20 protein-coding genes are annotated in these 22,749 nt (G+C 65.7%); 8 read left to right on the forward strand and 12 right to left on the reverse strand.

Translation table 11 applies throughout. From position 1 onward, the window contains the following. Nucleotides 1–28: 28 nt before the first annotated feature. Nucleotides 29–1,021, reverse strand: a complete 993-nt coding sequence (locus tag ABQE93_RS25865; protein WP_448411692.1) for an Acg family FMN-binding oxidoreductase — start codon at nucleotides 1,019–1,021, stop codon at nucleotides 29–31. 131 nt (nucleotides 1,022–1,152) lie between these two features. Between ABQE93_RS25865 and ABQE93_RS25870 the strand changes: the two genes are divergently transcribed. Both ABQE93_RS25870 and fdxA read left to right on the forward strand, forming a co-directional pair. Beyond that, nucleotides 1,153–2,625: a bifunctional aminoglycoside phosphotransferase/ATP-binding protein gene (locus ABQE93_RS25870; protein ID WP_448411690.1), complete on the forward strand. Its 1,473-nt coding sequence runs from the start codon at nucleotides 1,153–1,155 to the stop codon at nucleotides 2,623–2,625. Nucleotides 2,626–2,696: 71 nt separating this feature from the next. Beyond that, nucleotides 2,697–3,053 (forward strand): ferredoxin, encoded by a 357-nt coding sequence (gene fdxA, locus ABQE93_RS25875; protein WP_448411688.1) that lies wholly within the window; start codon nucleotides 2,697–2,699, stop codon nucleotides 3,051–3,053. A gap of 6 nt (nucleotides 3,054–3,059) precedes the next feature. On the opposite strand, the gene ABQE93_RS25880 is transcribed toward fdxA, so the two are convergent. The 4 genes from ABQE93_RS25880 to glpX all read right to left on the reverse strand — a co-directional run bounded on the left by ABQE93_RS25880 (nucleotide 3,060) and on the right by glpX (nucleotide 7,396). Continuing rightward, complete coding sequence (locus ABQE93_RS25880) at nucleotides 3,060–3,947, reverse strand: universal stress protein (RefSeq protein ID WP_448411686.1); 888 nt, start codon at nucleotides 3,945–3,947, stop codon at nucleotides 3,060–3,062. A gap of 12 nt (nucleotides 3,948–3,959) precedes the next feature. Next, nucleotides 3,960–4,841, reverse strand: coding sequence for a universal stress protein (locus tag ABQE93_RS25885; RefSeq protein WP_448411685.1), 882 nt, complete (start codon nucleotides 4,839–4,841; stop codon nucleotides 3,960–3,962). An 89-nt stretch (nucleotides 4,842–4,930) separates the two neighbouring features. Continuing rightward, a complete protein-coding gene (locus ABQE93_RS25890) occupies nucleotides 4,931–6,343 on the reverse strand; it encodes a class II fumarate hydratase (protein ID WP_448411683.1) in 1,413 nt (470 codons plus the stop codon). Between the two features lie 24 nt (nucleotides 6,344–6,367). Continuing rightward, entirely contained in the window at nucleotides 6,368–7,396 is a 1,029-nt protein-coding gene (glpX, locus tag ABQE93_RS25895) for a class II fructose-bisphosphatase (protein WP_448411682.1), read from the reverse strand. Nucleotides 7,397–7,451: 55 nt separating this feature from the next. On the opposite strand from glpX, the gene ABQE93_RS25900 reads away from it, so the two are divergent. After that, entirely contained in the window at nucleotides 7,452–8,099 is a 648-nt protein-coding gene (locus ABQE93_RS25900; protein ID WP_448411680.1) for a DUF4245 domain-containing protein, read from the forward strand. Nucleotides 8,100–8,112: 13 nt separating this feature from the next. Then, the gene (locus ABQE93_RS25905; RefSeq protein WP_448411678.1) at nucleotides 8,113–8,919 is read left to right on the forward strand and encodes a dienelactone hydrolase family protein; all 807 of its coding nucleotides are present in this window, start codon (nucleotides 8,113–8,115) and stop codon (nucleotides 8,917–8,919) included. Here ABQE93_RS25905 and ABQE93_RS25910 read toward each other — a convergent pair. From ABQE93_RS25910 to ABQE93_RS25920, 3 genes are read right to left on the reverse strand one after another with little or no spacing between them, the layout of a single operon-like run. Next, entirely contained in the window at nucleotides 8,900–10,087 is a 1,188-nt protein-coding gene (locus ABQE93_RS25910; RefSeq protein ID WP_448411677.1) for an AI-2E family transporter, read from the reverse strand. The genes ABQE93_RS25905 and ABQE93_RS25910 overlap by 20 nt on opposite strands. Nucleotides 10,088–10,131: 44 nt before the next feature. Continuing rightward, nucleotides 10,132–10,947, reverse strand: a complete 816-nt coding sequence (locus ABQE93_RS25915) for an SDR family oxidoreductase (protein WP_448411675.1) — start codon at nucleotides 10,945–10,947, stop codon at nucleotides 10,132–10,134. Next, nucleotides 10,944–11,717, reverse strand: coding sequence for an SDR family NAD(P)-dependent oxidoreductase (locus tag ABQE93_RS25920; RefSeq protein ID WP_448411673.1), 774 nt, complete (start codon nucleotides 11,715–11,717; stop codon nucleotides 10,944–10,946). Before ABQE93_RS25920 ends, ABQE93_RS25915 begins: the two co-directional genes overlap by 4 nt. Before the next feature lie 62 nt (nucleotides 11,718–11,779). On the opposite strand from ABQE93_RS25920, the gene ABQE93_RS25925 reads away from it, so the two are divergent. Then, nucleotides 11,780–12,244, forward strand: coding sequence for an SRPBCC family protein (locus ABQE93_RS25925; protein WP_448411671.1), 465 nt, complete (start codon nucleotides 11,780–11,782; stop codon nucleotides 12,242–12,244). Nucleotides 12,245–12,257: 13 nt separating this feature from the next. Here ABQE93_RS25925 and ABQE93_RS25930 read toward each other — a convergent pair whose 3' ends face one another. Beyond that, nucleotides 12,258–13,304, reverse strand: a complete 1,047-nt coding sequence (locus ABQE93_RS25930) for an NAD(P)-dependent alcohol dehydrogenase (RefSeq protein WP_448411670.1) — start codon at nucleotides 13,302–13,304, stop codon at nucleotides 12,258–12,260. Nucleotides 13,305–13,627: 323 nt separating this feature from the next. On the opposite strand from ABQE93_RS25930, the gene ABQE93_RS25935 reads away from it, so the two are divergent. The 3 genes from ABQE93_RS25935 to ABQE93_RS25945 are packed head-to-tail and all read left to right on the forward strand — an operon-like array spanning nucleotide 13,628 to nucleotide 19,165. Then, nucleotides 13,628–15,091, forward strand: a complete 1,464-nt coding sequence (locus ABQE93_RS25935) for a DUF1254 domain-containing protein (protein ID WP_448411668.1) — start codon at nucleotides 13,628–13,630, stop codon at nucleotides 15,089–15,091. 39 nt (nucleotides 15,092–15,130) lie between these two features. Beyond that, the gene (locus tag ABQE93_RS25940) at nucleotides 15,131–17,491 is read left to right on the forward strand and encodes an arylsulfatase (RefSeq protein ID WP_448411666.1); all 2,361 of its coding nucleotides are present in this window, start codon (nucleotides 15,131–15,133) and stop codon (nucleotides 17,489–17,491) included. A gap of 6 nt (nucleotides 17,492–17,497) precedes the next feature. Further along, on the forward strand, nucleotides 17,498–19,165 hold the full coding sequence (locus ABQE93_RS25945; RefSeq protein WP_448411665.1) for a SulP family inorganic anion transporter: 1,668 nt from the start codon (nucleotides 17,498–17,500) through the stop codon (nucleotides 19,163–19,165). On the opposite strand, the gene ABQE93_RS25950 is transcribed toward ABQE93_RS25945, so the two are convergent. Genes ABQE93_RS25950 through ABQE93_RS25960 form a run of 3 tightly spaced genes read right to left on the reverse strand, consistent with a single transcriptional unit; the run spans nucleotide 19,153 to nucleotide 22,552 of the window. Continuing rightward, on the reverse strand, nucleotides 19,153–20,112 hold the full coding sequence (locus ABQE93_RS25950; RefSeq protein ID WP_448411664.1) for a formylglycine-generating enzyme family protein: 960 nt from the start codon (nucleotides 20,110–20,112) through the stop codon (nucleotides 19,153–19,155). The two genes, ABQE93_RS25945 and ABQE93_RS25950, sit on opposite strands and share 13 nt — an antisense overlap. After that, on the reverse strand, nucleotides 20,105–20,998 hold the full coding sequence (locus ABQE93_RS25955; RefSeq protein WP_448411662.1) for an HAD family hydrolase: 894 nt from the start codon (nucleotides 20,996–20,998) through the stop codon (nucleotides 20,105–20,107). The genes ABQE93_RS25950 and ABQE93_RS25955 overlap by 8 nt, the downstream gene beginning before the upstream one ends. Further along, a complete protein-coding gene (locus tag ABQE93_RS25960) occupies nucleotides 20,999–22,552 on the reverse strand; it encodes an arylsulfatase (protein WP_448411795.1) in 1,554 nt (517 codons plus the stop codon). Between the last annotated feature and the right edge of the window lie 197 nt (nucleotides 22,553–22,749).

A 22,749-nucleotide genomic window follows, 5' to 3' on the forward strand; every position in this document is an offset into this window, starting at 1 on the left:
ATGCCCAACCCCGCATTGCGGCGGCACCTCACTCTGCGCGGCGACGAAACTCCAGCACTTCACGAACCGGCCGCCGCGGGGTCGGCGGCGGCACGTCTTCGATCGAGGGGGCCAGGCCGATGCGGACGAGAACCTGGGGCGTGGCGTCGTGACCGATCAGCTCGGCGAGCAGCTGCCGGCTCTCGGGGTGCTCGGTGACGTGGGTCAACGTGCAGGTGGCCAGGCCTGCCGTCGTGGCCTCGAGCAGCACGGCTGAGAGCCGCTCACCGCAGCGCAACACGCTCTCGCGGGATTCGTCGTCCGTGGACAGCGCCACGATCTTCGACCGATCCCGCTCGACATGTTCGCGTCGATCGCGGTGTTGGGTCAAGGGGAACACCCGCGCGACGTCGACTCGGTGGGCCTCCGACGCCGAAAGCAACGAGCTGTGCGGTATGCCATCGGAGATCTCGAACCCTGCTGTCCACCACTGTAACTCGACGTGGTAGTGCTCGTCGTATCGGCGTAGCGCTTCGGTGAGCTTCGACGCCGCGGCCAGCTGCGGACGCAGATCGTCGGCTATCACGTGCAGACGCACCGCGTCGCCGTCCGCGACGTTGCGCAGGTGCGGCTCAAAGGAATCCCAGTCCGCAGGTGCGGCGAACGGCAGGCGATCGGTGCGCCGCAACAGGATGGCGTTGGCGCGGCGGCGGTGACCGTCGGTCACGAAGTCCATCGGAGCCAAGTCGATGGCCGCCAGATGCAGAGGGTTGTTCGCGTCGGGAAACCGGCTCACCGTGGTCACCCACCCGGCGGCCGACATCGCCACGCGGAGGTGGTCGAGAACCACGCCGCAGCTCAGCAGCGTCTCGCGGCCGGACGTGTCGGTGCTGCGAACGTTGCGCGTCGCATCGGCGTAGAGATGCAGGCCGCTGTCGTCGGCCACCCACCGCCACGGCTGGCTGTTGTGCAACGACGGCGCGCGGCACGCCAACTGCACGGCATGGGCGATTGCTGCGGAATCCACCGCGGGATGCGTCATCTCCGGCCTCCACTTGCGCTCCGGCCCCCAGTCTCGTCGCGCACGCACACCGCCGATAGGGCCTTTGGGCCTCGGCCCGCAGGGCCGGACGGCCACTGCGCGCCCGCACGGGCGACCTGCAAGATGGGGGTATGTCTTGGACGACGCCCGGCAACCTGTCCGCAGAGGTGCACGAGACCCACACCGGGTTGGTGATGCTGCTCGGGGACAGGGCCTACAAGGCGAAAAAGGCCGTCGTCACCGATTTCCTCGACTTCAGCACGCCGCAGCTTCGCGAGGCGGCCTGCGCGCACGAGATCGAGCTCAACAGTCGGCTCGCACCCGACAGCTACCTCGGATTGGCCCATTTCAGCGGCGTCGACGGCGAGCCGCCCGAACCGGTGATCGTGATGCGCCGCTATCCGGACGCCTACCGGCTGACGTCTCTGGTAAAGGACGGCAGCCCGGTAGAAGCGAACCTGGCGTCGATCGCCGAGACGTTGGCGTCGTTTCACGCCCGCGCGGCCCGCGGCGAATCGATCGACGCCTGCGCGACGGCCGATGCCGTGGCCGCGCGCTGGCGCGACAACATCGACGCGCTGTACGACCAGGCGGTGCTGGGGCGCGAAACCATCGACGAAGTGTGGCGCCTTGCCGCGCAGTTCATCTCGGGCCGCGACGCGTTGTTCGCTCAGCGTATCGCCGAACGCCGCATCGTCGACGGCCATGCCGATCTGCTCGCCGACGACTGCTTCTGCATGCCCGAAGGTCCGGTGCTGCTGGACTGCCTCGAGTTCGACGACAAGCTGCGCTATGTCGACGGCCTCGACGACGCCGCCTTCCTCGCGATGGACCTGGAGTTCCTCGGCCGCAAGGACTTGGCGGAATACTTCTTGGATCAATACGGCCGCGCCGCAGGCGAAACCGCGCCGCGAACGCTGATCGACTTCTACATCGCCTACCGGGCGGTGGTGCGCGGCAAGGTCGACTGCGTGCGGGTAAAACAAAGCCACCTCGAAGCCGCTGCCGACGCCCAACGCCATATGGACATCGCTCTGGACCATCTGGCCGCCGCCACGGTGCGGCTGATCACCGTCGGCGGCGGCCCGGGCACAGGTAAGACCACGTTGTCGCGTGCGCTTGCCGAACGGGTTGGCGCGCAGGTGATCTCGACCGACGATGTGCGCCGCGAACTGCAAGCCGGCGGGGTCATCACCGGAAAGGCCGGCGAGGCCGACGCTGGGCTCTACTGTGCGCAGAACGTCGCGGCCGTCTACGACGCCGTGCTGCAGCGCGCGCGGAAGTTCCTTCGCGGCGGTCAATCGGTGATCTGTGACGCGACATGGCGTGATGCGCACCACCGCGAATGCGCCCGCACGCTGGCGGCAGAAACCCATGCGCCGCTCGTGGAACTGTGCTGCGCACTGCCGTTGCCGGCCGCCGCCGCCAGGATCGAGAACCGCGGTGCGACAAGCTCGGACGCCACCCCCGAGATCGCTGCCAGGCTGGCACGTTCGGTCGACGACTGGCCCGACGCGCACCGCGTCGACACCGGCCGCCCGCTGGCCGAGTCCGTCGCCGAGGCGGCCGGCATCGTGTGTGCATCGGTGGCCGCCGCCCGGTAGGGACCTTGGTCCCACGGTTCGGTGGCCTTCGGCAGGCGAGCGGACCGGTCTTCGCGCGTAGCGTCACCGCCATGACCTACGTGATCAGTGCAGCGTGTGTGGATGTGATGCACAAAGCCTGCGTCCAGGAGTGTCCGGCGGACTGCATCTACGAAGGCGCCAGGGTGCTCTACATCAACCCCGACGAATGTGTGGATTGTGGTGCCTGCAAGCTGGCCTGCGAAGCGGACGCGATCTACTACGAAACCGATCTGCCCGAGGATCAGCTGCAGCATCTGGCCGACAACGCCGCGTTCTTCAGCCAAACGCTGCCCGGGCGCGACGGCCCGCTGGGGTCGCCGGGCGGGGCTGCCCGGCTGGGCCCCGTGGGGGTGGACACCCCGATGATCGCCGCCATGCCCAAAGGTGGTGTCGCCCTTCACGCGTGAGCTCCATCAGGGGTTCGCGTTGTGGCACACCAGCACCGGAACCGGGCTGTGGTGCAGCATGTTCAGGCTCGTCGAGCCCAACAGCGCGCCGGCCAGGAGACCGCGGCCGCGGCTGCCGACGACCACCAACTGTGCGTCGGCGGCGTAGTTCAGCAGCGCGGAACCGGCCCCGGCCGCGTCGACGAAGTATCTGACCTCGACGGAGGGGTACTTCTGGCTCCACGGCTCCACCGCGCCCATCACGTATTGCCATTGCGCCGCCTCGACGGCGCCCCAGTCGATCAGCGCGGGGATCTCGATCCCGCCGAGGATGCGGCGCCCCGGCCAGGCGTTGATGGCGTGCACGGGTACGCCGAACCGGTCGGCGAATTCGAACGCGGTCCGAAACGCGGCGGCACCTGTGCGTTCGGGTTCCACGCCCAGCACGATCGGCTGATCCGTCGGCGCGGTGATCTCACCACGCCAGGTGACAACGGGACACGACGAATGTGTGGTAACCGCAACGGTTGTCGAACCGAGTAGCAGGGCAGCGCGGGGGGATATCTCTTTGCTGCCGAGGACGATGAGGCGGGCCTGTTTGCTCAGGTCGGTCAACACCTTCGACGCCGATTCATCGAACCGTCCGGCCTTGACGGTGAGCTTGGCGCAGCGGGTGCGCACCGCCTCCTCGACCGACTCGAGGGCCGCCTGGGCCGACTTCTGCTGTTCGGCCATCAGCGAAGCGCGTACGGCCGCAGCCGCGTCGGAGAACAGGCGTCCGGTGTCCGGTGTGGCGTGCACGATGTGAAGCGGCGCGCCGAACTTCTCCGCTACGGCCGCCGCCCAGATCGCGGCGTTGGTGGCCTCCGCCGATCCGTCGACCCCGACGACCACCGGTCGTGTGCTGTCAGACATTCGGGGTCGCTTCTATCGTCCGCGTACGACGATGACCGGAACCTTGGACCCTTGAGCCACCTTTGAGGCGACCGAACCCAGCAGCATGCCCTTGAAGCCGCCGCGACCGCGACTGCCTACCACGACAAGCTGAGCGTGGTTGGACTCGTCGAGCAACCAGCGCGCCGGCTGGTCCGCGACCAGACGGCGGCGCACCTGCACGTTGGGATGCTGCTCCTGCCAACCCGCCAGCCGTTCGGCGAGCACCTTGTGGCCTTCTTCCTCGTACTTCTGCCAGTCCAAGCCGACGATCGGAAAGATCCGGTTATCGCTCCAAGCGTGCAGGGCCACCAACTCCACGCCGCGACGGGACGCTTCGTCGAACGCCAGCGCAACCGCTCCGTCCGAGGCCGGCGATTCGTCGACACCGAGCAGGACAGGGGCTGAGGGAGCAGGGGTTTGGGCTTCGCTGGGGATGATCGCGACCGGGCACTGCGCGTAGTTGAGCAGACCGCTGCTGACCGAGCCCAGAAGCGCGCGCCCCAGTGCGCCCATGCCGCGGGTGCCCGCGACCACCATCGAGGCGTCGCCGCTCGCGGTGATCAGCGTCGATGCGATCGCCCCGTGTTCGATCGTGGTGCGCACCGGCGGTGCTTCAGCGGTGCCGACGCTTTCCGAGAAGATCTTCTGCGCTTGCTCGATGACCTGCGCGCCGTTTTCTTCCTGGTACTCGTCGAAGCTCGACTGCAGGTAGGTGACGGGCCACGTCACCTCGACCGGGGCGATGACGTGCATCAACGTGACGTTGATGTCACGCGTGGCGGCCTCGCGGGCCGCCCACCGGACGGCAGCCTGTGATTCCGGTGATCCGTCGACGGCGACCAGAATTCCGTACTTGGTGGTGGGCTCCGACATGCCGCTACCTTTCGACTCGGTCTCGCATCCCCACCAACCCTATGCGGGTGGGCGCGGATTGTGCAGGGCCGTTGGTCCCACGCTGACAGCTACCGGTCGCCGTCCTTGACTTTGGACATCGCCAGCACATCGAGGCGCTTGTCGAGTTCCTCCATGGAGAGCTTGTCGCCGATCAGACCGCGGTCGATGACCGTCTGCCGGATCGTCTTCTTCTCCTTCAGAGCCTGCTTGGCGACCGCGGCGGCCTCTTCATAACCGATCGCGGAGTTCAGCGGCGTCACGATCGACGGCGACGACTCGGCGAGCTCGCGCAGCCGGTCCTCGTTGGCGACCAGGCCGTCGATACACCTCTCGGCGAACAGCTTTGAGGAGTTCGTCAGGATCTTGAACGACTCGAGCAGGTTGCGCGCCATCATCGGGATGTAGACGTTGAGTTCGAATGCGCCGGACGCGCCGCCGAACGCGACCGCGGCGTCGTTGCCGATGACCTGCGCGGCCACCTGGGTGACGGCCTCAGGGATGACGGGGTTGACCTTGCCCGGCATGATCGAGCTACCTGGCTGCAGATCCGGCAGCTGGATCTCGCCGAGACCGGTCAGCGGCCCCGAGCCCATCCACCGGATGTCGTTGGCGATCTTGGTCAGCGAGACGGCGATGGTGCGCAGCGCGCCGGAGGCCTCGACCAGCCCGTCGCGTGCTGCCTGAGCCTCGAAATGGTCGGCGGCAACGCGCAGTTCGGCCAGCCCGGTCTGCTGGGTCAGCACCGCGACGACGCGCTCGTCGAAGTCGTCGGGCGCGTTGAGCCCGGTGCCGACCGCGGTGCCGCCGATGGCCAGCTCACCCAGCCGCGGCAGGGTGGCCTTGACCCGCTCGATGCCCGCCTCGATCTGGCGGGCATATCCGCCGAACTCCTGGCCCAGCGTCACCGGAACGGCGTCCATCAAGTGGGTGCGACCGGACTTGACCACGGTGCGCCACTGCCGCGCCTTGCCGGCCAGCGACTCGTGCAGCACCTCCAGCGCCGGGACCAGGTGGCGCACAGCGGCTTCGGTGGCGGCGATGTGCGTCGCGGTGGGAAAGGTGTCGTTGGACGACTGCGACATGTTCACGTCGTCGTTGGGGTGAACGGTCACCCCGTTGCGCGAGGCGATGCTGGCGATCACCTCGTTGGTATTCATGTTCGAGCTTGTGCCCGAACCGGTTTGGAACACGTCGATGGGGAACTGGTCGTCGTGGCGGCCGTCGGCGATCTCGTTCGCCGCGGCGATGATCGCGTCGGCCTTGTCGGCCGCCAGCAGCCCCAGGTCCTTGTTCACCTGCGCGCAGGCGCCCTTGAGCAGGCCGAGCGCCCGGATCTGGGTGCGCTCCAGGCCGCGCCCGGAGATCGGGAAGTTCTCCACCGCCCGCTGCGTCTGGGCCCGCCACAGCGCGTCGACGGGCACCCGGACCTCGCCCATGGTGTCGTGCTCGATGCGGTACTGCACGTCGTTCTCGACGCTCATGTTGATGTTCCTCGCTAGTTGTCGTTACGGCAGCGGTCGGATGGCGCTGGAATCGCCGGTGAAGTTGATCGCGGAGTACTCGTTGAGCTTGGACAGCCGGTGATAGGCCTCCACCATGCGAACCGTGCCGGACTTGGAGCGCATCACGATCGACTGCGTCGTGCAGCCGCCGCTGTAGAAGTGCACGCCCTTGAGCAGGTCGCCGTCGGTCACGCCGGTCGCGGCGAAGAAGATGTTGTCGCCGGACACCAGGTCCTCGCTGGTCAGCACCTGGTCGAGGTCGTAACCGCGGTCGATGGCCTTCTGACGTTCCTCGTCGTCGCGGGGTGCCAGCTGGCCCTGGATCGCACCGCCCATGCAGCGGATCGCCGCCGCGGCGATGATGCCTTCCGGGGTGCCGCCGATTCCGGCGAGCATGTCGGTGCTGGTGGTGGAGCGGCACGTGGAGATGGCCCCGGCCACGTCACCGTCGGTGATCAGCCGGCACCGGGCGCCCGCGTCGCGCACGTCGGCGATCAGCTGTTCGTGGCGGGGACGGTCCAGGATGCACACGGTCAAGTCCGACACCGAGACGTTCTTGGCCTTGGCGACGCGGCGGATGTTCTCACCGATCGGGGCGGTGATGTCGATGGCATCGACGGCGTCGGGGCCGACGGCGATCTTGTTCATGTAGAACACCGCCGACGGGTCGAACATCGTGCCCCGCTCGGAGACCGCCAGCACCGAGATCGCGTTGGCCAGCCCCTTGCTCATCAGCGTGGTGCCGTCGATCGGGTCGACGGCGAAGTCGCAGTGCGGGCCGTCGCCGTTACCGACCTCCTCGCCGTTGTAGAGCATCGGGGCGTTGTCCTTCTCGCCCTCACCGATCACCACGATCCCGCGCATCGACACCGAGTTGACAAGCTCACGCATGGCGTCCACGGCGGCGCCGTCGCCGCCCTCCTTGTCACCACGGCCGACCCAGCGGCCGGCCGCCATCGCGCCTGCCTCGGTCACTCGCACGAGCTCAAGGGCAAGGTTTCGGTCTGGGGCTTCTCCACGAGCGGGCGTCATGGGCCAGATTGTCCCATTATCGGCGCGTCCTGTGGCAGCTGGGATACTGGCGGCTATGAGCACGCAGCCACCACCGGCGCCCAAGCCGCAGAAGCCCCGGGTTCTGCAGGACGGTCGCGACATGTTCTGGTCGATCGCCCCGTTGGTGCTGGCCTGCATCGTGCTGGCCGGGTTGCTGGGGATGTGCTCGTTTCAGGTGGGCGGATCCGGCGAGGTAACGATCCCGTCGTACGACGCGCCTGCGGCCCTGCAGGCCGACGCCGACGCGCTCGATATCCCCATCCGCATGCCGCAGTTGCCCGACGGCTGGCAGTCCAACTCCGGAAGCCGCAAGAGCATCGAGGCGGGCCGCACGGACCCGGTGACCGATCAACCGGTGCGCGCGGTCGGTTCGGTCGTCGGCTACCTCGCGCCCAGCGGCATGTACGTCAGCCTGACGCAGAGCAACGCCGACGAGGCCAAGCTGGTCTCCTCGATCAACACCGATACCCACCCGATCGGCGTCGAGGACGTCGAGGGCGTCAGCTGGGTGGTGTACGAGGGCGGTGAAGGCGACGACAAACCCGCCGAGCCGGTGTGGACGACGCGGTTAACGGGCCCGGTCGGGCCCGCGCAGATTGCGATAACGGGCGCCGGAAGCGAGGCCGAGTTCCGTACGCTGGCCGCGGCGACGCAGAGCGCCGCGCCACTGCCCGCCAAGTGACGGATGGGAAGCCATGACAGCCGACGCCGCTCCTGAAGCCGACCTGGCGGGCTGGGTCGCCGCCCCGTTCTCCGCCGCGGGGCTCACCTACGACGTCTACCGCAAGGGCGACGGCCCCGGTGTGGTGCTGATCCCGGAGATGCCCGGACTGCACCCGGGCGTGCTGGCATTGGGAAACCATCTGGTGGACAACGGTTTCACCGTCGCCGCGCCGTCACTGTTCGGTACCCCGGGCGCGGCGGCCGTGCGGCCCGGCATGGTGGGTGTGCTGGCGCGCGGATGCGTGGCGCGGGAGTTCGCCGCCTTCGCCACCAACGCCGACCGGCCGGTGGCCCACTACCTTCGTGCGCTGGCCCGCGACCTCAACGAGAAGACGCCGGGCAAGGGTGTCGGCGTGATCGGGCAGTGCTTCACCGGTGGCTTCGCGCTGGCGGCGGCGGTCGAGGACAGCGTGCTGGCCCCGGTGCTGAGCCAGCCGTCGCTGCCGCTGCCGCTGACCCCGAAGCAGCGGCGCGACCCAGGCCTGTCGGAGGCCGAGCTGCGGATCGTCGAACAGCGCGCCGCGACCGAGGGGCTGTGCGCGATGGGTTTGCGGTTCAGCGAGGACCCGCTGGTGCCTGCGGAGCGGTTCAAGACGCTCAAAGCCCGGCTGGGCGATGCGTTCGAGGTCATCGAGATCGACTCGAAGAAGGGCAACGAACACGGGTTCGCGAAGATGGCGCACTCGGTGCTCACCGAAGAGGTGCGCGAGGCCGACGGGCACCCGGCCTATGAGGCCCGCGAGCGTGTCGTCGAATTTCTCACTCGGCGGTTGACTTAGTCGCTTTGGGGGCCGGTGTGCGGTCCCGTTTGAGACGCTCCGCGAGCCGGCTGAACAGTTTGGGAGGGCGCGGTTTCTCGTCGTCGTCATCGTCGGGTCGGGCGATCGGCACGCCTTTGTAGACCGACAGGTAGACGCTGATCGTGGTGACGATGATGATCATCAGCACCGGGCCGATGACGATGCCCCAAAACCCCCACAGCGCGATTCCGGAGAACACCGCCAGCAGCATCAGCGCGGGGTCGAGCCGGGCTTCTTTGGGCACCAGGATCGGGCGCAGGAAGTTGTCGATGTTGGTGACCACCACCAGGTGGAAGATCACCACGAACGCCCCGCCGATGATGTTGCCGAAGAACATCATTCCGATCCCGAACGGGATGGTCACGATGCCGCCGCCGAGCGGGATGACCGAGAGCGCGGTCAACAGGATCGCGAAGATGAAGAAGCCGTCGTGAAAGCCGGCGATGTAGATCGAGCCCGCCCCGGAGACCCCCTGACACAACGCGATCACGAACTGGCCCTTGACCGTTCCGCGCACCATGGCGCCCGTCTTGGCCAGGTACAGATCGGTGATCTCCTCGCCCAGCGGGTTGAGGCGGGCGATCAGGATGCGGATCTTCTCGCGGTTGACCAGCAGCGAGATGAACACGTACAGGAAGATGATCGCCGCCGCGATCGCGGCGACCACGCTGCCCGCCGCTCCCTGCAGCACCTGCAGCAGCCATTCGCCTACCCGTTGGGCGACCGTGACGATCGCCTGACGCAGCGAGTCGGGGGTCACGTTGATGTCGAGAAACGGTATCCGGTCGGCGGTTTCGTTGATCAGCTGCAGGGTTCGGTCGCCCAACGTGGACATGTCGGTCTGCGCCACCCAGCCGCTGACCGCGTTGACCATGTGGGAGATCTGCACGATCGCCAGGAACACGATCCCGGCGAGTGGGATGGCGACGATCAGCAGCGCCGCAATCAATGTCAGCGTCGCCGACATCCCGACGCTGAGCCGTCGCTGCAAGCGCTCGTAAAGCGGGGTGAACAGGTAGGCGAACACCGCCGCCACGACGATCAGCACGAAGAACCCACGCAGGAAGTAGACCCCGACCAGCAACGCGATCACGGTGACCACGGCCAGGGCCCGTTTCTGGGTGGTGCTGAATTCGTCGGTCGTCATCGGCGTGCTCAGACTACGGGCACCTCGACCGGATTGGCGGGAGTTCAGGTGTCGGCACGCTGGCGGGCGCGCTGCGATGCGATGAACCGCATCGACACCCGGTTCATCAGGGCAGGCGCCAACCGCGCGAACATCCACTGCGCGTGGGCGATACGGGGTTTGACCAACAGCGGCTTGTTCTTCTGCACGGCGCGCAGGATGTCGCGGGCCAACCGGTCGGCGTCATAGGGCTTGCCGCCCTGGGCTTGTAGGAAGTAGTCGCGGCCGACGAAACCGCCGACTGCGCCCTTGTCGAGGATCGGGGTCTCCACCGCAGCCGGGCAGACCGCGAGGACACCGACCCCGCGGGCGGCGGCCTCGCTGCGCAGCGCCAGCGACAGCCCCACCACCGCGTGTTTGGTCATCACGTAGCTGGTGACCTGTCCGGCCGCGGTCAACCCGGCCATCGACGCGGTGTTGACGATGTGGCCGTGCCCTTGGCGCACCATCAGGGGATAAGCGGCCGCGACCCCGTGCACCACGCCGCGAATGTTGACGTCGATGATCGCGTTCCACTGCTCGAGCGTCAGCAGTTCGCTGTCACCGCCCCACACGATTCCGGCGTTGTTGAACATCAGATCCAGCCGCCCGGCCCGGTGCGCGACGTGGTCGACGGCGGCCTGTACCGCCGCTGCGTCGGTGACGTCGAGACGCGACGCCCGTGCCCGCGGCCCCAGGCCCGCGGCCGTGCGTTCGGCCGCGTCACCGTCGATGTCGGTGCACAGCACGTGGGCGCCCGCGCTGGTCAACGCCCGGCACAGCGCCGCGCCGATACCGGATCCGGCGCCGGTGACGATCGCCTGCTTGTCGTCGAAACTCATTGCGCGGCAAGCTTCATCACGTGGCCCATCACGTCCGGGTACCGCTTCATGTGGGCGCCGCCGTTGAGGTCGAGCACCTCGCCGGTCAACCAGGACGACGCCGGTGAGCAGAGATAGCGCACCGCTTCGGCGATGTCTTCGGGCGTGCCCGCGCGGCCGAGCGCGGTGTTCTCCACGTACTCCTCGACGACGCCGGGCACCGCGGCGGCCGGTGCCGTCAGCGGGGTGTGCACGAACCCGGGCGCCACGGCGTTGACGCGGATGCCGCGCGGGCCGAGTTCGAGCGCCGCGACCTGGGTGAGCATCGACAGCCCGGCTTTGGCCGCGCAGTAGGCGCTCATCCCGGCGGCGGGTTGGCGGGCGTTCAGCGAGCTGATCGACAGCAGCACCCCACCTTCGCCCAGGGTGCGGCCCGCGTGTTTGGCGACGATGAACGCGCCGTTGAGGCAGACGTCGATCACGGCGCGGAAGTCCTCGACGGGCATGTCGGTGATCATCCCGACGTTGGAGAAGCCCGCGCAGTTGACGACGACGTCGAGCGGGCCGGTCTGGTCGAACAACGCCTGCACGGAGGCTTCGTCGGTGACCTCGACGTGCGCGGCGGTGTGCGGATCGCCCAGTTCGGCGGCGCACTGCCGGGCGCCGTCGATGTTGCGGTCGGCGATCGTGACGTGAGCGCCGTCGGCGGCAAGGGCTTTGGCGCTGGCCCACCCGATCCCCGAGGCCGCACCGATGATCAGCGCCTTCCTGGCGGAACGCCCGTTGCTCATACAGTTGCCCTTTCGACGGTGATAGAACGTGTTACAACCTAGCCCTTTGGCACACTCGAGCGATGACCGATCTGCAGATGTCGGAGTCGATCTTTGTGGCCGTGCCGCCCGACGAGTTGTACGAGATGGTGTCGGACGTGACCAGGATGGGCGAGTGGAGCCCGGTATGCCGTGCGTGCTGGTGGGACGACGGAGCGGGCCCGCGGGTCGGCGCGTGGTTCACCGGTCGCAACGAGACGTCGGAGCGGACGTGGGAAACCCGCTCGCAGGTTGTGGCCGCCGATCCGGGCCGCAAGTTCGCGTGGGAGGTCAACGACGGCTGGGTGTACTGGGGCTACACCTTCGAACCCGAGGACGGAGGCACCCGACTGACCGAGTCGTGGGAGTTCCTGCCCAAGGGGATCGCTGGTTTTCACGAGCGGTTCGGTGAGCAGGCCGACACCGAGGTCCAGAAGCGCCGTGATGCGGCGCGGACGGGTATCCCCGCGACGCTGGCGGCGATCAAGGCAGCCGCCGAGACACGCTGAGCCGCAGTGTTTCTCAAGGAACGACGACCGCGCGACCGCGCACCCTGCCCTCCTGGAGGTCGCGGTACGCGCGCGGGGCATCGTCGAGTGAGTATGTGCTCGTCTCGACGTGGACACGTCCCCGGGCGGCCAGTTCGAGCAGCTCGGCGAGTTCGCGACGGGTGCCCCAGTAGGTCGTCTGCATGCTGACCTCGTAGGGCTGGGAGAAGAACGAGAACGGCACCGAGCCGCCGGCGATGCCGACGAGGGTGACATCACCGAGCGGTCGGGCGGCCGCGCGCGCCAGCTCGATCGTCGCCTCAGTGCCGACGAAGTCCAGCAACACGTCGGCGCCGCCGCCCGCGGTCAGGTCCTTGATCGCGTCCGCCGCGGTGGCATCCGACATCACGGTGTGGTCGGCGCCGATCTGCGTCGCGAGGTCGAGGGCCTCCGTGCGGTTGTCGACGGCGATGACCTTGGCCGCCGTCGTCGTCTTCACGAGCTGCAGCGCCACATGGCCGAGGCCGCCGACGCCGATCACGACGACGGTCGACGTCGGCGTCATCTTCGGCCACGATCGGCGGATCGCATGGTAGGGGGTCAGTCCGGCGTCGGTCAGCGGTGCGGCGGTCGCCGGGTCGAGACCGTCCGGCAGCGGGATCAAAAGCCGCGCAGCCGGTACCAACAGGTACTCCGCCATCCCGCCGTCAAGACCGAGCCCTCCGCCGCCGCCGATGACCGGAGCCGCTGCGGGGTTCTCGCAATAGTTCTCGATGCCGTGCCGGCATCGCTCGCACTTGCCGCAGCCCCACGCGCCGTACACCGCGACGGCGTCACCTTCGCTGAGGGTGCTGACGCCGTCGCCGACTGCGTCGACCCACCCGGCGTTCTCGTGACCCAAGGTGAACGGCAGCTGCCACGGCATCATGTTCGCGTCGAAATCGTGCATGAGGTGCAGGTCGGAGTGACACGCCCCGGCACCGCCGATCCTCACGACCACCTGTCCCGGTCCGGGAGTCGGCTTGGGTACCTCGACGAGTTCGGGTTCGGACTTCCAGTTCATCAATCGCAACGCCCTCATGACACCTCGCTCGCGAGTTCCGGGAAATCTCGGCTATTTGAACGTTAGGCAGATGAAACGTGAGGCGTGGCCTTTCGTCGATTCGGAGGCGAAACGTCATTTGTCAACGTCGCGGCGCCGGCGTGGACGGCCAGCGCCGACACGAGGTTTCTGTTTCCTGGTACTCGGTAACTCCGGCTGCCTTCGAGGGGCGGCGCAAGGCGCAATTCCAACCGCGGTATCGAGATCGTGCCAATAATTCTCGGTGCTGTTCAGTCGCGAATTGCATTAACGTCAAACCAGGGCCTTAAGACATACGCGGCTGAAAGGCGAATCTGGTGACAATGCCCGCTGACAGATACCAATCACTTGCAAACCTCGATTTCGAGGGTGGCTACCCCGCCGATGACGCCGCGCGTGTCCTCGACGAGGAGTTGTTCTTTCAACGCGCGGTGCAGAGCTATTTGTGGGCGTTGCCCGCAGTCAACATGTTTGCGATGAAAAAGGGCCTCGGCGAGGTGGCCGGGTACGGCTACAACGTGATGTCGGTCTATGAGAAGCGACTCAAACCCAACACGATCATCACGACGCCCAATTCGGATGTCATCTACTGCATCGGCTTCGCCGATCTCAGCGAGAGCGGCCCTCTGGTGCTGGAGGCCCCGCCGAAGATCCAAGGGTTACTCGACGACTTCTGGCATCGCCCGCTGCTCGGCCCCGAGATCGACGGTGTGCAATACCGCGGCGATATCGGTATCCCGGGCCCCGACCGCGGGCGCGGAGGCAAGTATCTGATCGTCCCGGAAGGCGAACGCATCGGACTTCCCGATGACGCCGACGACTATTTCGTCTTCACCAGCAAGACCAACGGCGTGTTCATCTTCCAGCGGGGATTCTTCACCTCGGTTGACGACCTCTCGCCGGGAATCGCCGCAGTCGAAGGGCTCACGATTCGCCCTTTGCGCGGGGACGCGCGGCCGATGAAGTTCGAGCACGTGTCCGACCTACCGGCCAACGCGCTGTTTCCGCATGGCGACACGTATTTCGAGCTGCTCGATGAGCTGATTCAAGGGGAGCGGGTCGACACCGTGGACCCGTACATGCACGGCATGCTCGCCGCCCTGGGAATCGCCAAAGGTAGTGACTTCGCGCCATCGGGCCGACAACGGGAACTGCTGGAGTCGGCTGCCCAGACGGGGTGGAAGATGGCGAAGAACATCGCGGCGCACTTCGACATGGAGGAAAACGGGCTGTGGTGGGAGGACCGCCATTGGGTGGCACATGCCAGGACCGAGTTCGACGACTTCATGCACACACTGCTCGACGAACAGTGGCGGGACCGCACCACGGGACACACCGATGTGAACGCCAAGGCGCACATGTTCATCAACGCCTATTCGATCAGCACCGGCATGATTTCGTCGATCGTCGGCATGGGCGCCAAATACGGTGCGGCGTACAAAGACAGCGATGGCGAGTACTTGAGGGGTGAGCACACCTACCGCATCGACCTGCCTGCTGATCCACCGGCGAACATCCTGTGGTCGGTAACGATCTATGACGCGCAGACGGCTGCCGGCGTCGACGCCGAAGGACAGACGTATCCATCGTTGAATTCGATGAACGATCTCGAGTTCAACGACGACGGGTCGGTCACGTTCCACGTCGGTCCCCAGCCGCCCGACGGCGCCCGCAACTGGCTCAAGACCGTCCCGGGCCGTGGATGGTTCAGCCTCATCCGTTGGTACGGACCCACGCAGGAGTTCTTCGACCGAAAGTACAAACCGGGTGACTTCGTGAAGGTGTAATGAGCACCTCCTGCAACGTCAACATGAAAGCATCGAACTATGGGCGCCACCGACGATTCTGACTTTCCTCTCCATGTCGACCGGTATCACCTGCCGGAGCCGGAGTGGACATTTCCCAACGCCGAAATCAACCTCTACGCACAGGATTCCACGCCGGACTTCCCCCCGGTTCGTACGGCTCCTGAGAATTCGCCCAATATCCTCTTGGTTCTCCTCGATGACGTCGGCTTCGGGTGGCCGAGCGTCAACGGCGGACTGGTCCGGATGCCGACCGCCGAGCGCTTGCACCAGCGGGGCTTGTTCTACAACCAGTTCCACACCACTGCCCTGTGTTCCCCAACCCGCGCGGCACTGTTGACCGGACGCAACCACCACTCGGTGGCGACCGGTGTCATCCAGGAGATGGCGACGGGTTATCCGGGCTATTGCGGCATCATCCCGAAAAGCTGCGCCACGATGGGGGAGCTGCTCAAGCAGGCCGGCTACACCTGCGCATGGTGGGGCAAGAACCACAACGTGCCCGACAACCAGACCAGCCCGGCCGGGCCGTTCGACAACTGGCCCACCAATCAGGGTTTCGATTACTTCTACGGGTTCATCGCCGGCGAGACGGACCAGTTCTACCCGTCGCTGATCCGCAACACCACACCGGTGGAGCCGCCCGCCCGGCCCGAGGATGGTTACCAGCTGACACGGGATCTGGCAGACGATGCGATCGCATGGATCCGGACGCAGAAGACGATCGCGCCGGACCGACCGTTCTTCGGTTACTTCTCGACCGGTGCGGCGCATGCGCCACACCAGCCGCCTTTGGACTGGCGGGGCCGCAACGCAGGCCGGTTCGACATGGGGTGGGATGAGTACCGAAAGACCGTGCACGACAACCAGCTCGACATGGGCATCATTCCGCCCGGAACGAATTTGACGGCACGGCCAGAACAGATCCCCTCGTGGGACAGCCAGCCCGAAGAACACCGGGCGTTGTTCGCCCGCCAGGCCGAGAATTTCGCTGATTTCCTGGAACACACCGATTACGAGGTCGGTCGCGTTGTCGATGCCATCGAGGCGATCGGGGAGCTCGACAACACAATCGTTATCTACATCCTCGGCGACAATGGATCCTCCGGTGAGGGGTCCCTGATCGGCACGCCGAACGAGGTCATGAGCCTCAACGGACAGCAACCCACCATCGAAGAATCGATGCGATTCATGGACCGCTGGGGTTTGCCCGGCACCTCACCGCATTACGCGGTCGGCTGGGCGCACGCCGGGGACACGCCGTTCCAATGGACCAAGCAGGTCGCCTCGCACTTCGGCGGCACACGCAACAGCATGATCGTGTCGTGGCCGGATCGCATCGGCGAACACGGCGCCGTCCGAAGCCAGTTCCATCACGTCATCGACGTGCTGCCCACGCTCTTGGAAATCGTAGGGATCCGGGAACCGGTCGAAGTCAACGGATACATCCAACGGCCCATCGAAGGCGTCAGCCTCGCCTACTCCTTCGCCGACGGCGAGCAGAAGAGCCGGCACGAAAAACAGTACTTCGAGATGATGGGCAACCGAGCCATGTATCACGACGGTTGGATCGCTTGCTGCCGTCATGGCCGGCTGCCCTGGGAGACTGCGGGCACGTTCTCCTATGACGACGACCGCTGGGAGCTCTACAACATCGCTCAAGACTTCAGCGAGTCCGTGGACCTCGCCGAGAGCGAGCCGACGAAACTCGCTGAGCTGCAGGACATGTTCCTCGCCGAGGCGGCCAAATACAACGTGCTGCCCATCGACGACCGCTTCGCCGAGCGCCTCGACGTGACACTGCGTCCGAGCTTCTTCACTGGCCGCAAGGAAGTCACCTTCTACCCCGGCATGATCCGGCTACCCGAGGGCTCGGCTCCCAAGATGGTGGGAGTACCGCACACGATCACCGTGCCGGTCACCATCCCCGAGGGCGGCGCCGAGGGGGTACTCGCGGCGCTCGGCGGTGACGCGGCCGGTTTCGCGCTGTTCCTGTGGCAGGGCAAGGTTCGTTATCACTACAACTTTTTCGGGATCGAACGTTACGACGCGGTCGCGGAGGAACCCCTGGGCGCAGGCGAGCACACGATCGTCGTGCATTTTCAACCAGACAGCCGGCAGCCCGGGTGTCCCGCGACGGTGACCGTATCGGTCGACGGTGGCCAGGTCGCTGCGACCCGAATCGACAGACAGGTACCTCAGCGTTGCGGCACAGAGTGTTTCGACGTGGGCATGGACACCGTTTCGCCCGTGTGCGACGACTATGCCGAGATGGCCCCATTCCCGTTCACGGGGACGTTCGAGTCGGTGACGTTCACTTTCGGCGACTATGGCGAACCCACGGGAATGGAGCGCCTCGAGATGGCCACCAGGTTGGATTGAGCCGATGTGAAATCGCCTCTGGGGTCGCTTGGCAGACCGAAGTTCCGCGACGTCGTCGCTGGGCTGGTGACCGGTCTGTTCTCCATCCCGGAGGGCATGGCGTACGCGAGCATCGGCGGCTTCAACCCGGTTGCCGGGCTGTACTCCGGGATCGTCTCGACTGTGGTGGGGTCGTTCTTGGCCAGGACCGTGCTGATGGTCACCACGCTCACGAGCGCGTTGGCTTTGACGTCACGAAGCGTCCTGAGCGCTGCGGGACTCGATCCGACCAATCCGTCCAACATCGCGGCATTGGTGATCGTGGCGGGCGCGGTAATGCTCGTGTTCGGTTTACTCCGCTTGGGGGCGATGATGAACTTCGTCTCCAATGCCGTGATGACCGGTTTCACGACGGGTATTGCGCTGCAGATCATTGCCGGAGTGATTCATGACTCCACCGGCTACCGACCCGAGAGTCATAACACCGTCGGCAAATTCGTCGATGCGTTCGTGCATGTTGGATCGTGGCAACTGGCACCGTGTCTGGTCGCCGTCGGCACGGTTGCCGTGTGGGCGGTGTTCCGGTTCATCAAGTCGCTGGAGGCCTTTGCGACGTTAATCGCTCTGGTCGTGGTAACCGCGGCTGTTGCGGTGATCACGGTTGAGGTCGAGACAGTGGGTGATATCGCGTCAATCCCGAACGCGTTGCCGCCGTTTCAGATACCGGCCTTCGAAGTCATGCCGGAGCTACTGGCCGGGGGCCTGGCGGTGGCGCTGGTCGCCCTGGCCCAGGCGGCGGGCATCTCGGCGGCCGTTCCGAATCCCGATGGAAGACGTCCCAGCACCAACGGTGATTTCGTCGCCCAGGGTGCGGCCAACCTGGCCGGCGGCTTCTTCGGCGCGCTGCCGACAGGCGGGTCACTGTCAAGAACCGGGGTGGCGGTCTCCGCGGGTGCACAGACCCGTTGGGCGGGGATATTCGCTGGAATCTGGCTGGCCGCGCTGGTGTTGGTTGCCGGTTCGCTGGCGGAGTCGATACCGATGCCCGTGATCGGCGGCCTCATTCTGGTGATCGGCGCGGAGTTGGTGGCGGGCCGCTGGGCCGACATCAAGCTGGTGGTGCGCACCGCCCCACTGTCCGCGTTGGCGATGCTCGTCACGTTTGTGGCTACCACACAACTGCCATTGCACACCGCGATCCTGATCGGGGCGATCACATCGCTGGTGCTCTACTGCGCCAAGGCGGCGAAGTCGGCGGAACTGATTGCGCTCCGCGCCACCGACGATGGCTGGGAGCGGGCACCGGTCCCTGACCATTGCCCAAGCAACCAGGTCACCGTCCTGCACTACGCAGGTGTCGGGCTGTTCGCCGAGGTGCCCAGAATCGACGAAGAATGGCCCGACGTCAGCGGCTCCCACAACGCGGTGGTCGTGCTGAGCATGGCTGTGTTGCCCGACGTACCCTCATCGAAGGTCGTGCACGCCGTCGACAAGTGGGCCAGTGATCTCAAGGCGCACGGCGGTCGACTGATCATCGCCGGGTTGAGCCCTGCCGCGCTACGCGTGTTGCAGCGCGGCGGCATCACGGAGGCAGTGGGGCCTGACGGCCTGATCCCAGGAACCACCAAGATATTCGGCGCCCTCGAGGAGGCCGTCGCGCGCGGCAGGCAATGGATTGCCACTCATGGACACTGACGCCTGACGCAGCGAAAGCCGATGTGGCTCATACCGGTATCTACCGGTTGTGGTCGCCGAGCCGCGGGCCGGTAGCGCAGGCAGTAGCTGTCGGCGCACAGGAACGAACCTCCCTTGACGACTTTGCGCGGGATTGTGAACTGCGGTTGCGCGGGATCGTAACTGGCCGCCTCGCAGCAGGAGTCGCCATCTCGGCTGCCGGCGTACCAGTCGGTGGTCCACTCCCAGACATTGCCCGCGGCGTCGAGCAGGCCGTAACCGTTGGGCGGGAAGGATCCGACGGGGGTGGTGCGGCCGTACCCCTTGTCCGGTCGCCACGGGAAGTCCCCGTGCCAGTAGTTGGCCAAGGGCCGCCCGGGCTGCTCGGGACGGTCACCCCAGGTGTACTCGGCTTCCCTGAGGCCACCGCGCGCAGCGGTTTCCCATTCCGCCTCGGTGGGCAGCGCCAAGTCCGCCCATGCCGCGTACGCTTCAGCATCCTCGTAGGCGACATGTACGACGGGGTGGTCCGCGCGCTTGTCGATGGAGGACAGCGGGCCCACGGGGTGCCGCCACGAGGCGCCGGGCGTCCATGCCCACCATTGGCTGAGGTGGCGCAGGTCGACGGGTCCAGAAGTCCGGTTGAACACCATCGACCCCGGCTGCAGGTTCTCCGCGGGGGCTCCGGGATAGTCCGCCGGGCTCAGCGGACGTTCGGCGACGGTGACATAGCCTGTGGCCACCACGAATTCGGCGAACTGAGCATTGGTTACCTGGTGTGCTTGTATCCGGAATCCCTCGACAAAGACCTCATGTGCGGGTGCCTCCTCCGGATAGTGCCGGTCAGAACCCAGGACCGCCGTCTGCGTCGGAATATGGACGAGTTCCTCGCCGAGATCGACGCTTTGGCGAGAAGTACTCGTACTTTCTCGCCCAAATGTCCGTTTGGGGGAACCGGGGTCAGTCAAAGACGTTCACCCAGTCGTTGCGCATGCTCACGACGGTCCAGCCGTCGCGTGCGGCGTGGTCAAGGGCCTTCTCCGCGCCTGCCGTGTAGTCGAATTCGCGGTCGGCGTCGTCGTGGCGAACCAAGAGGCGCAGCCCGTTGGTGTACTGAAGCATCTCGATGTCGCCGTTGGAATTGCCTGCCGCCAAAATGGGCCGTCGTCCAACCCGGCCCCAGATGCGAACCGGTTTCACCGGTCCGTCGTCGAGGAACTCAGGTCGGGAGGTAGTGCGCAGATCACCGTCGACGAAGTCCAATCCGACCGAGCTACCGATGACCCGCTCCGGCGGAATGTCGTACATCTGTGTTGTCACCGGACGCATGAAGTCGCGACCGCCACCCGAGACGATGTAGCACGTGAAGCCGTTGGCTTCGAGGTAGCGCAGCAGGTCCACCATGGCGACATAACCGCAAGCCGTGTAGGCCCTGCCGAGCGTGGGGTGGACGGCGTTGGCGAAGAAAGCTTCCACGCGTTCGGCGTGCTCGTCGACCGTCAGCCCCGCATACGCCGAGAGTATGCCTGAGGCAAGCATTTTCAACGCCGAATCATCACCGTTGTAGTGCTTTGTGACGGCGTTGGCGAACCAGCCGAGATCGCCGGACACCGCGGCTTGGTAAGGCTGCTTGCCGGCCAGGGACGGGTCGTCGGCGGCCTGTTCGGCCAGTCTGCGCACCAGGAAGTCCAGTTGAATGTAGGCCGGCTTCTCGCACCACAGGGTGCCGTCGTTGTCGAAGACGGCGATCCGCTCGTGCGGCGCAACATATTGGGCACCACCATCTTTGGTGACGCGGCCCACGAAGTCGATGATCGCTGATCTCGTGGACCCGTCGTTCCAGTGCTCGAGCATCTAATCCTTCGCCAAGAAGTCGTGCAGCTTGTCTACGGCATGGTTGATCGTGAACGACGCGGCTTCCTGGCGTGGCGGGAACTCCTTGAACGTCTCCAAGAACTGCGTCACGATCCCGCTGGCGTAGAACGCGATGTAGTCGTGGTCGAGCCACCAGTCGTAATAGGAATTGGACGTGATGTCGGCCCGCTCGAACGGGTCGGTGCGAAGGTTGAAGATCTTCGGTGCCCGCAGCGGCGTGAACGGCTCCAGCCAGATCTGCAACGTACCCTGGCAGCGCTGTTCTTGGAAGACGACCTTCCAGTTGTGGAAACGGAACCCGAGGACGTCGCAGTCATCGGAGAAGTAGATGAAGCCCTTTCGCGGGCTCTCGTCGACCTCGCCGGTGAGGTAGGGGAGCAGGTTGAACGCGTCAAGGTGGACCTTGAACTCCCTATCGTCTCCTCGAAGGTTGATCTTGTACCCCTTCTTGAGCTTGTCGGCGATATCGGGTTCGCCTGCGGCGGCCAGAAACGTCGGGAACCAGTCGTGGTGCTGGATGATCTCGTTGGACACTGCCCCGGCGGGGATCTTGCCAGGCCAGCGGACCAGTTCCGGAATTCTGAACGCGCCTTCCCAGTTGGTGTTCTTCTCGCTGCGGAATGGCGTGGTTGCTCCGTCAGGCCAGGTATTGGCGTGTGGCCCGTTGTCCGTGGAGTAGACGACGATGGTGTCGTCAGCGATGCCGAGTTCGTCGAGAAAGTCGAGCAACCGCCCGACATGCTTGTCGTGGTCGATCATCGTGTCGTGGTACGGCGACTGCCAAATTCCGGCCTGCCCAACAGATTCCGGCTTGGTATGGGTGCGCAGATGCATATGCGTCGTGTTCATCCACACAAAGAACGGCGTGTCCGCGGCGGCCTGGCGTCTGATGAAGTCGATACACGCATCGGTGGTCTCGTCGTCGATGGTCTCCATTCGCTTCTTGGTCAGCGGGCCGGTGTCCTCGATGCGCTGCTTTCCGATCGGGCCGAACTTCGGATCGTCGGGTTCGTCCGACACCTCGTCGGTGGCCCAGGACCTGATCACGCCGCGCGGCCGGTTCATGTCCGCCAGCACGGGAAACTGCTCGCGCCTCGGATAGTCCGGCAGCTCCGGTTCCTCCTCGACATTGAGGTGGTACAGATTGCCGAAGAACTCGTCGAAGCCGTGTGCCGTCGGCAAATACTTGTTGAGGTCACCGAGATGGTTCTTACCGAACTGACCCGTCGCATAGCCGAGTGGTTTGAGACACTCCGCGATCGTGACGTCCTCAGGTTGCAGGCCGACGTCGGCTCCAGGGAAGCCGACCTTGCTCAAACCGGTTCGGTACACGCTTTGTCCGGTAATGAACGACGCTCGGCCGGCGGTGCAGCTTTGCTCTCCGTAGGAATCGGTGAAGCGCATGCCCTCGTTGGCGATGCGGTCGATATTCGGGGTGCGGTAACCCATCAGACCGTCGCTGTAGCAACTCAAGTTCGAGATACCGATGTCGTCGCCCCAGATGACAAGGATATTCGGCGCACCTTTCGGCATGGTCGGCCTTTCGTAGTCCACGATGTCTGAGTCGAACGCTATGCCGTGGCGACGTGCTTCATCGTCATTCGACGGACTTTTTCAACAGATTTGACCCACTCCGGTCCAACAGAGTCACGCGGTAGCAACTCAATGGCGACCAACTCCAGCGGCCGCCGCTTGCTAGGCTTACGCCATCGTAGGTTCGTCGCGTCTCC

The organism is Mycolicibacterium sp. XJ662 (assembly GCF_053484035.1).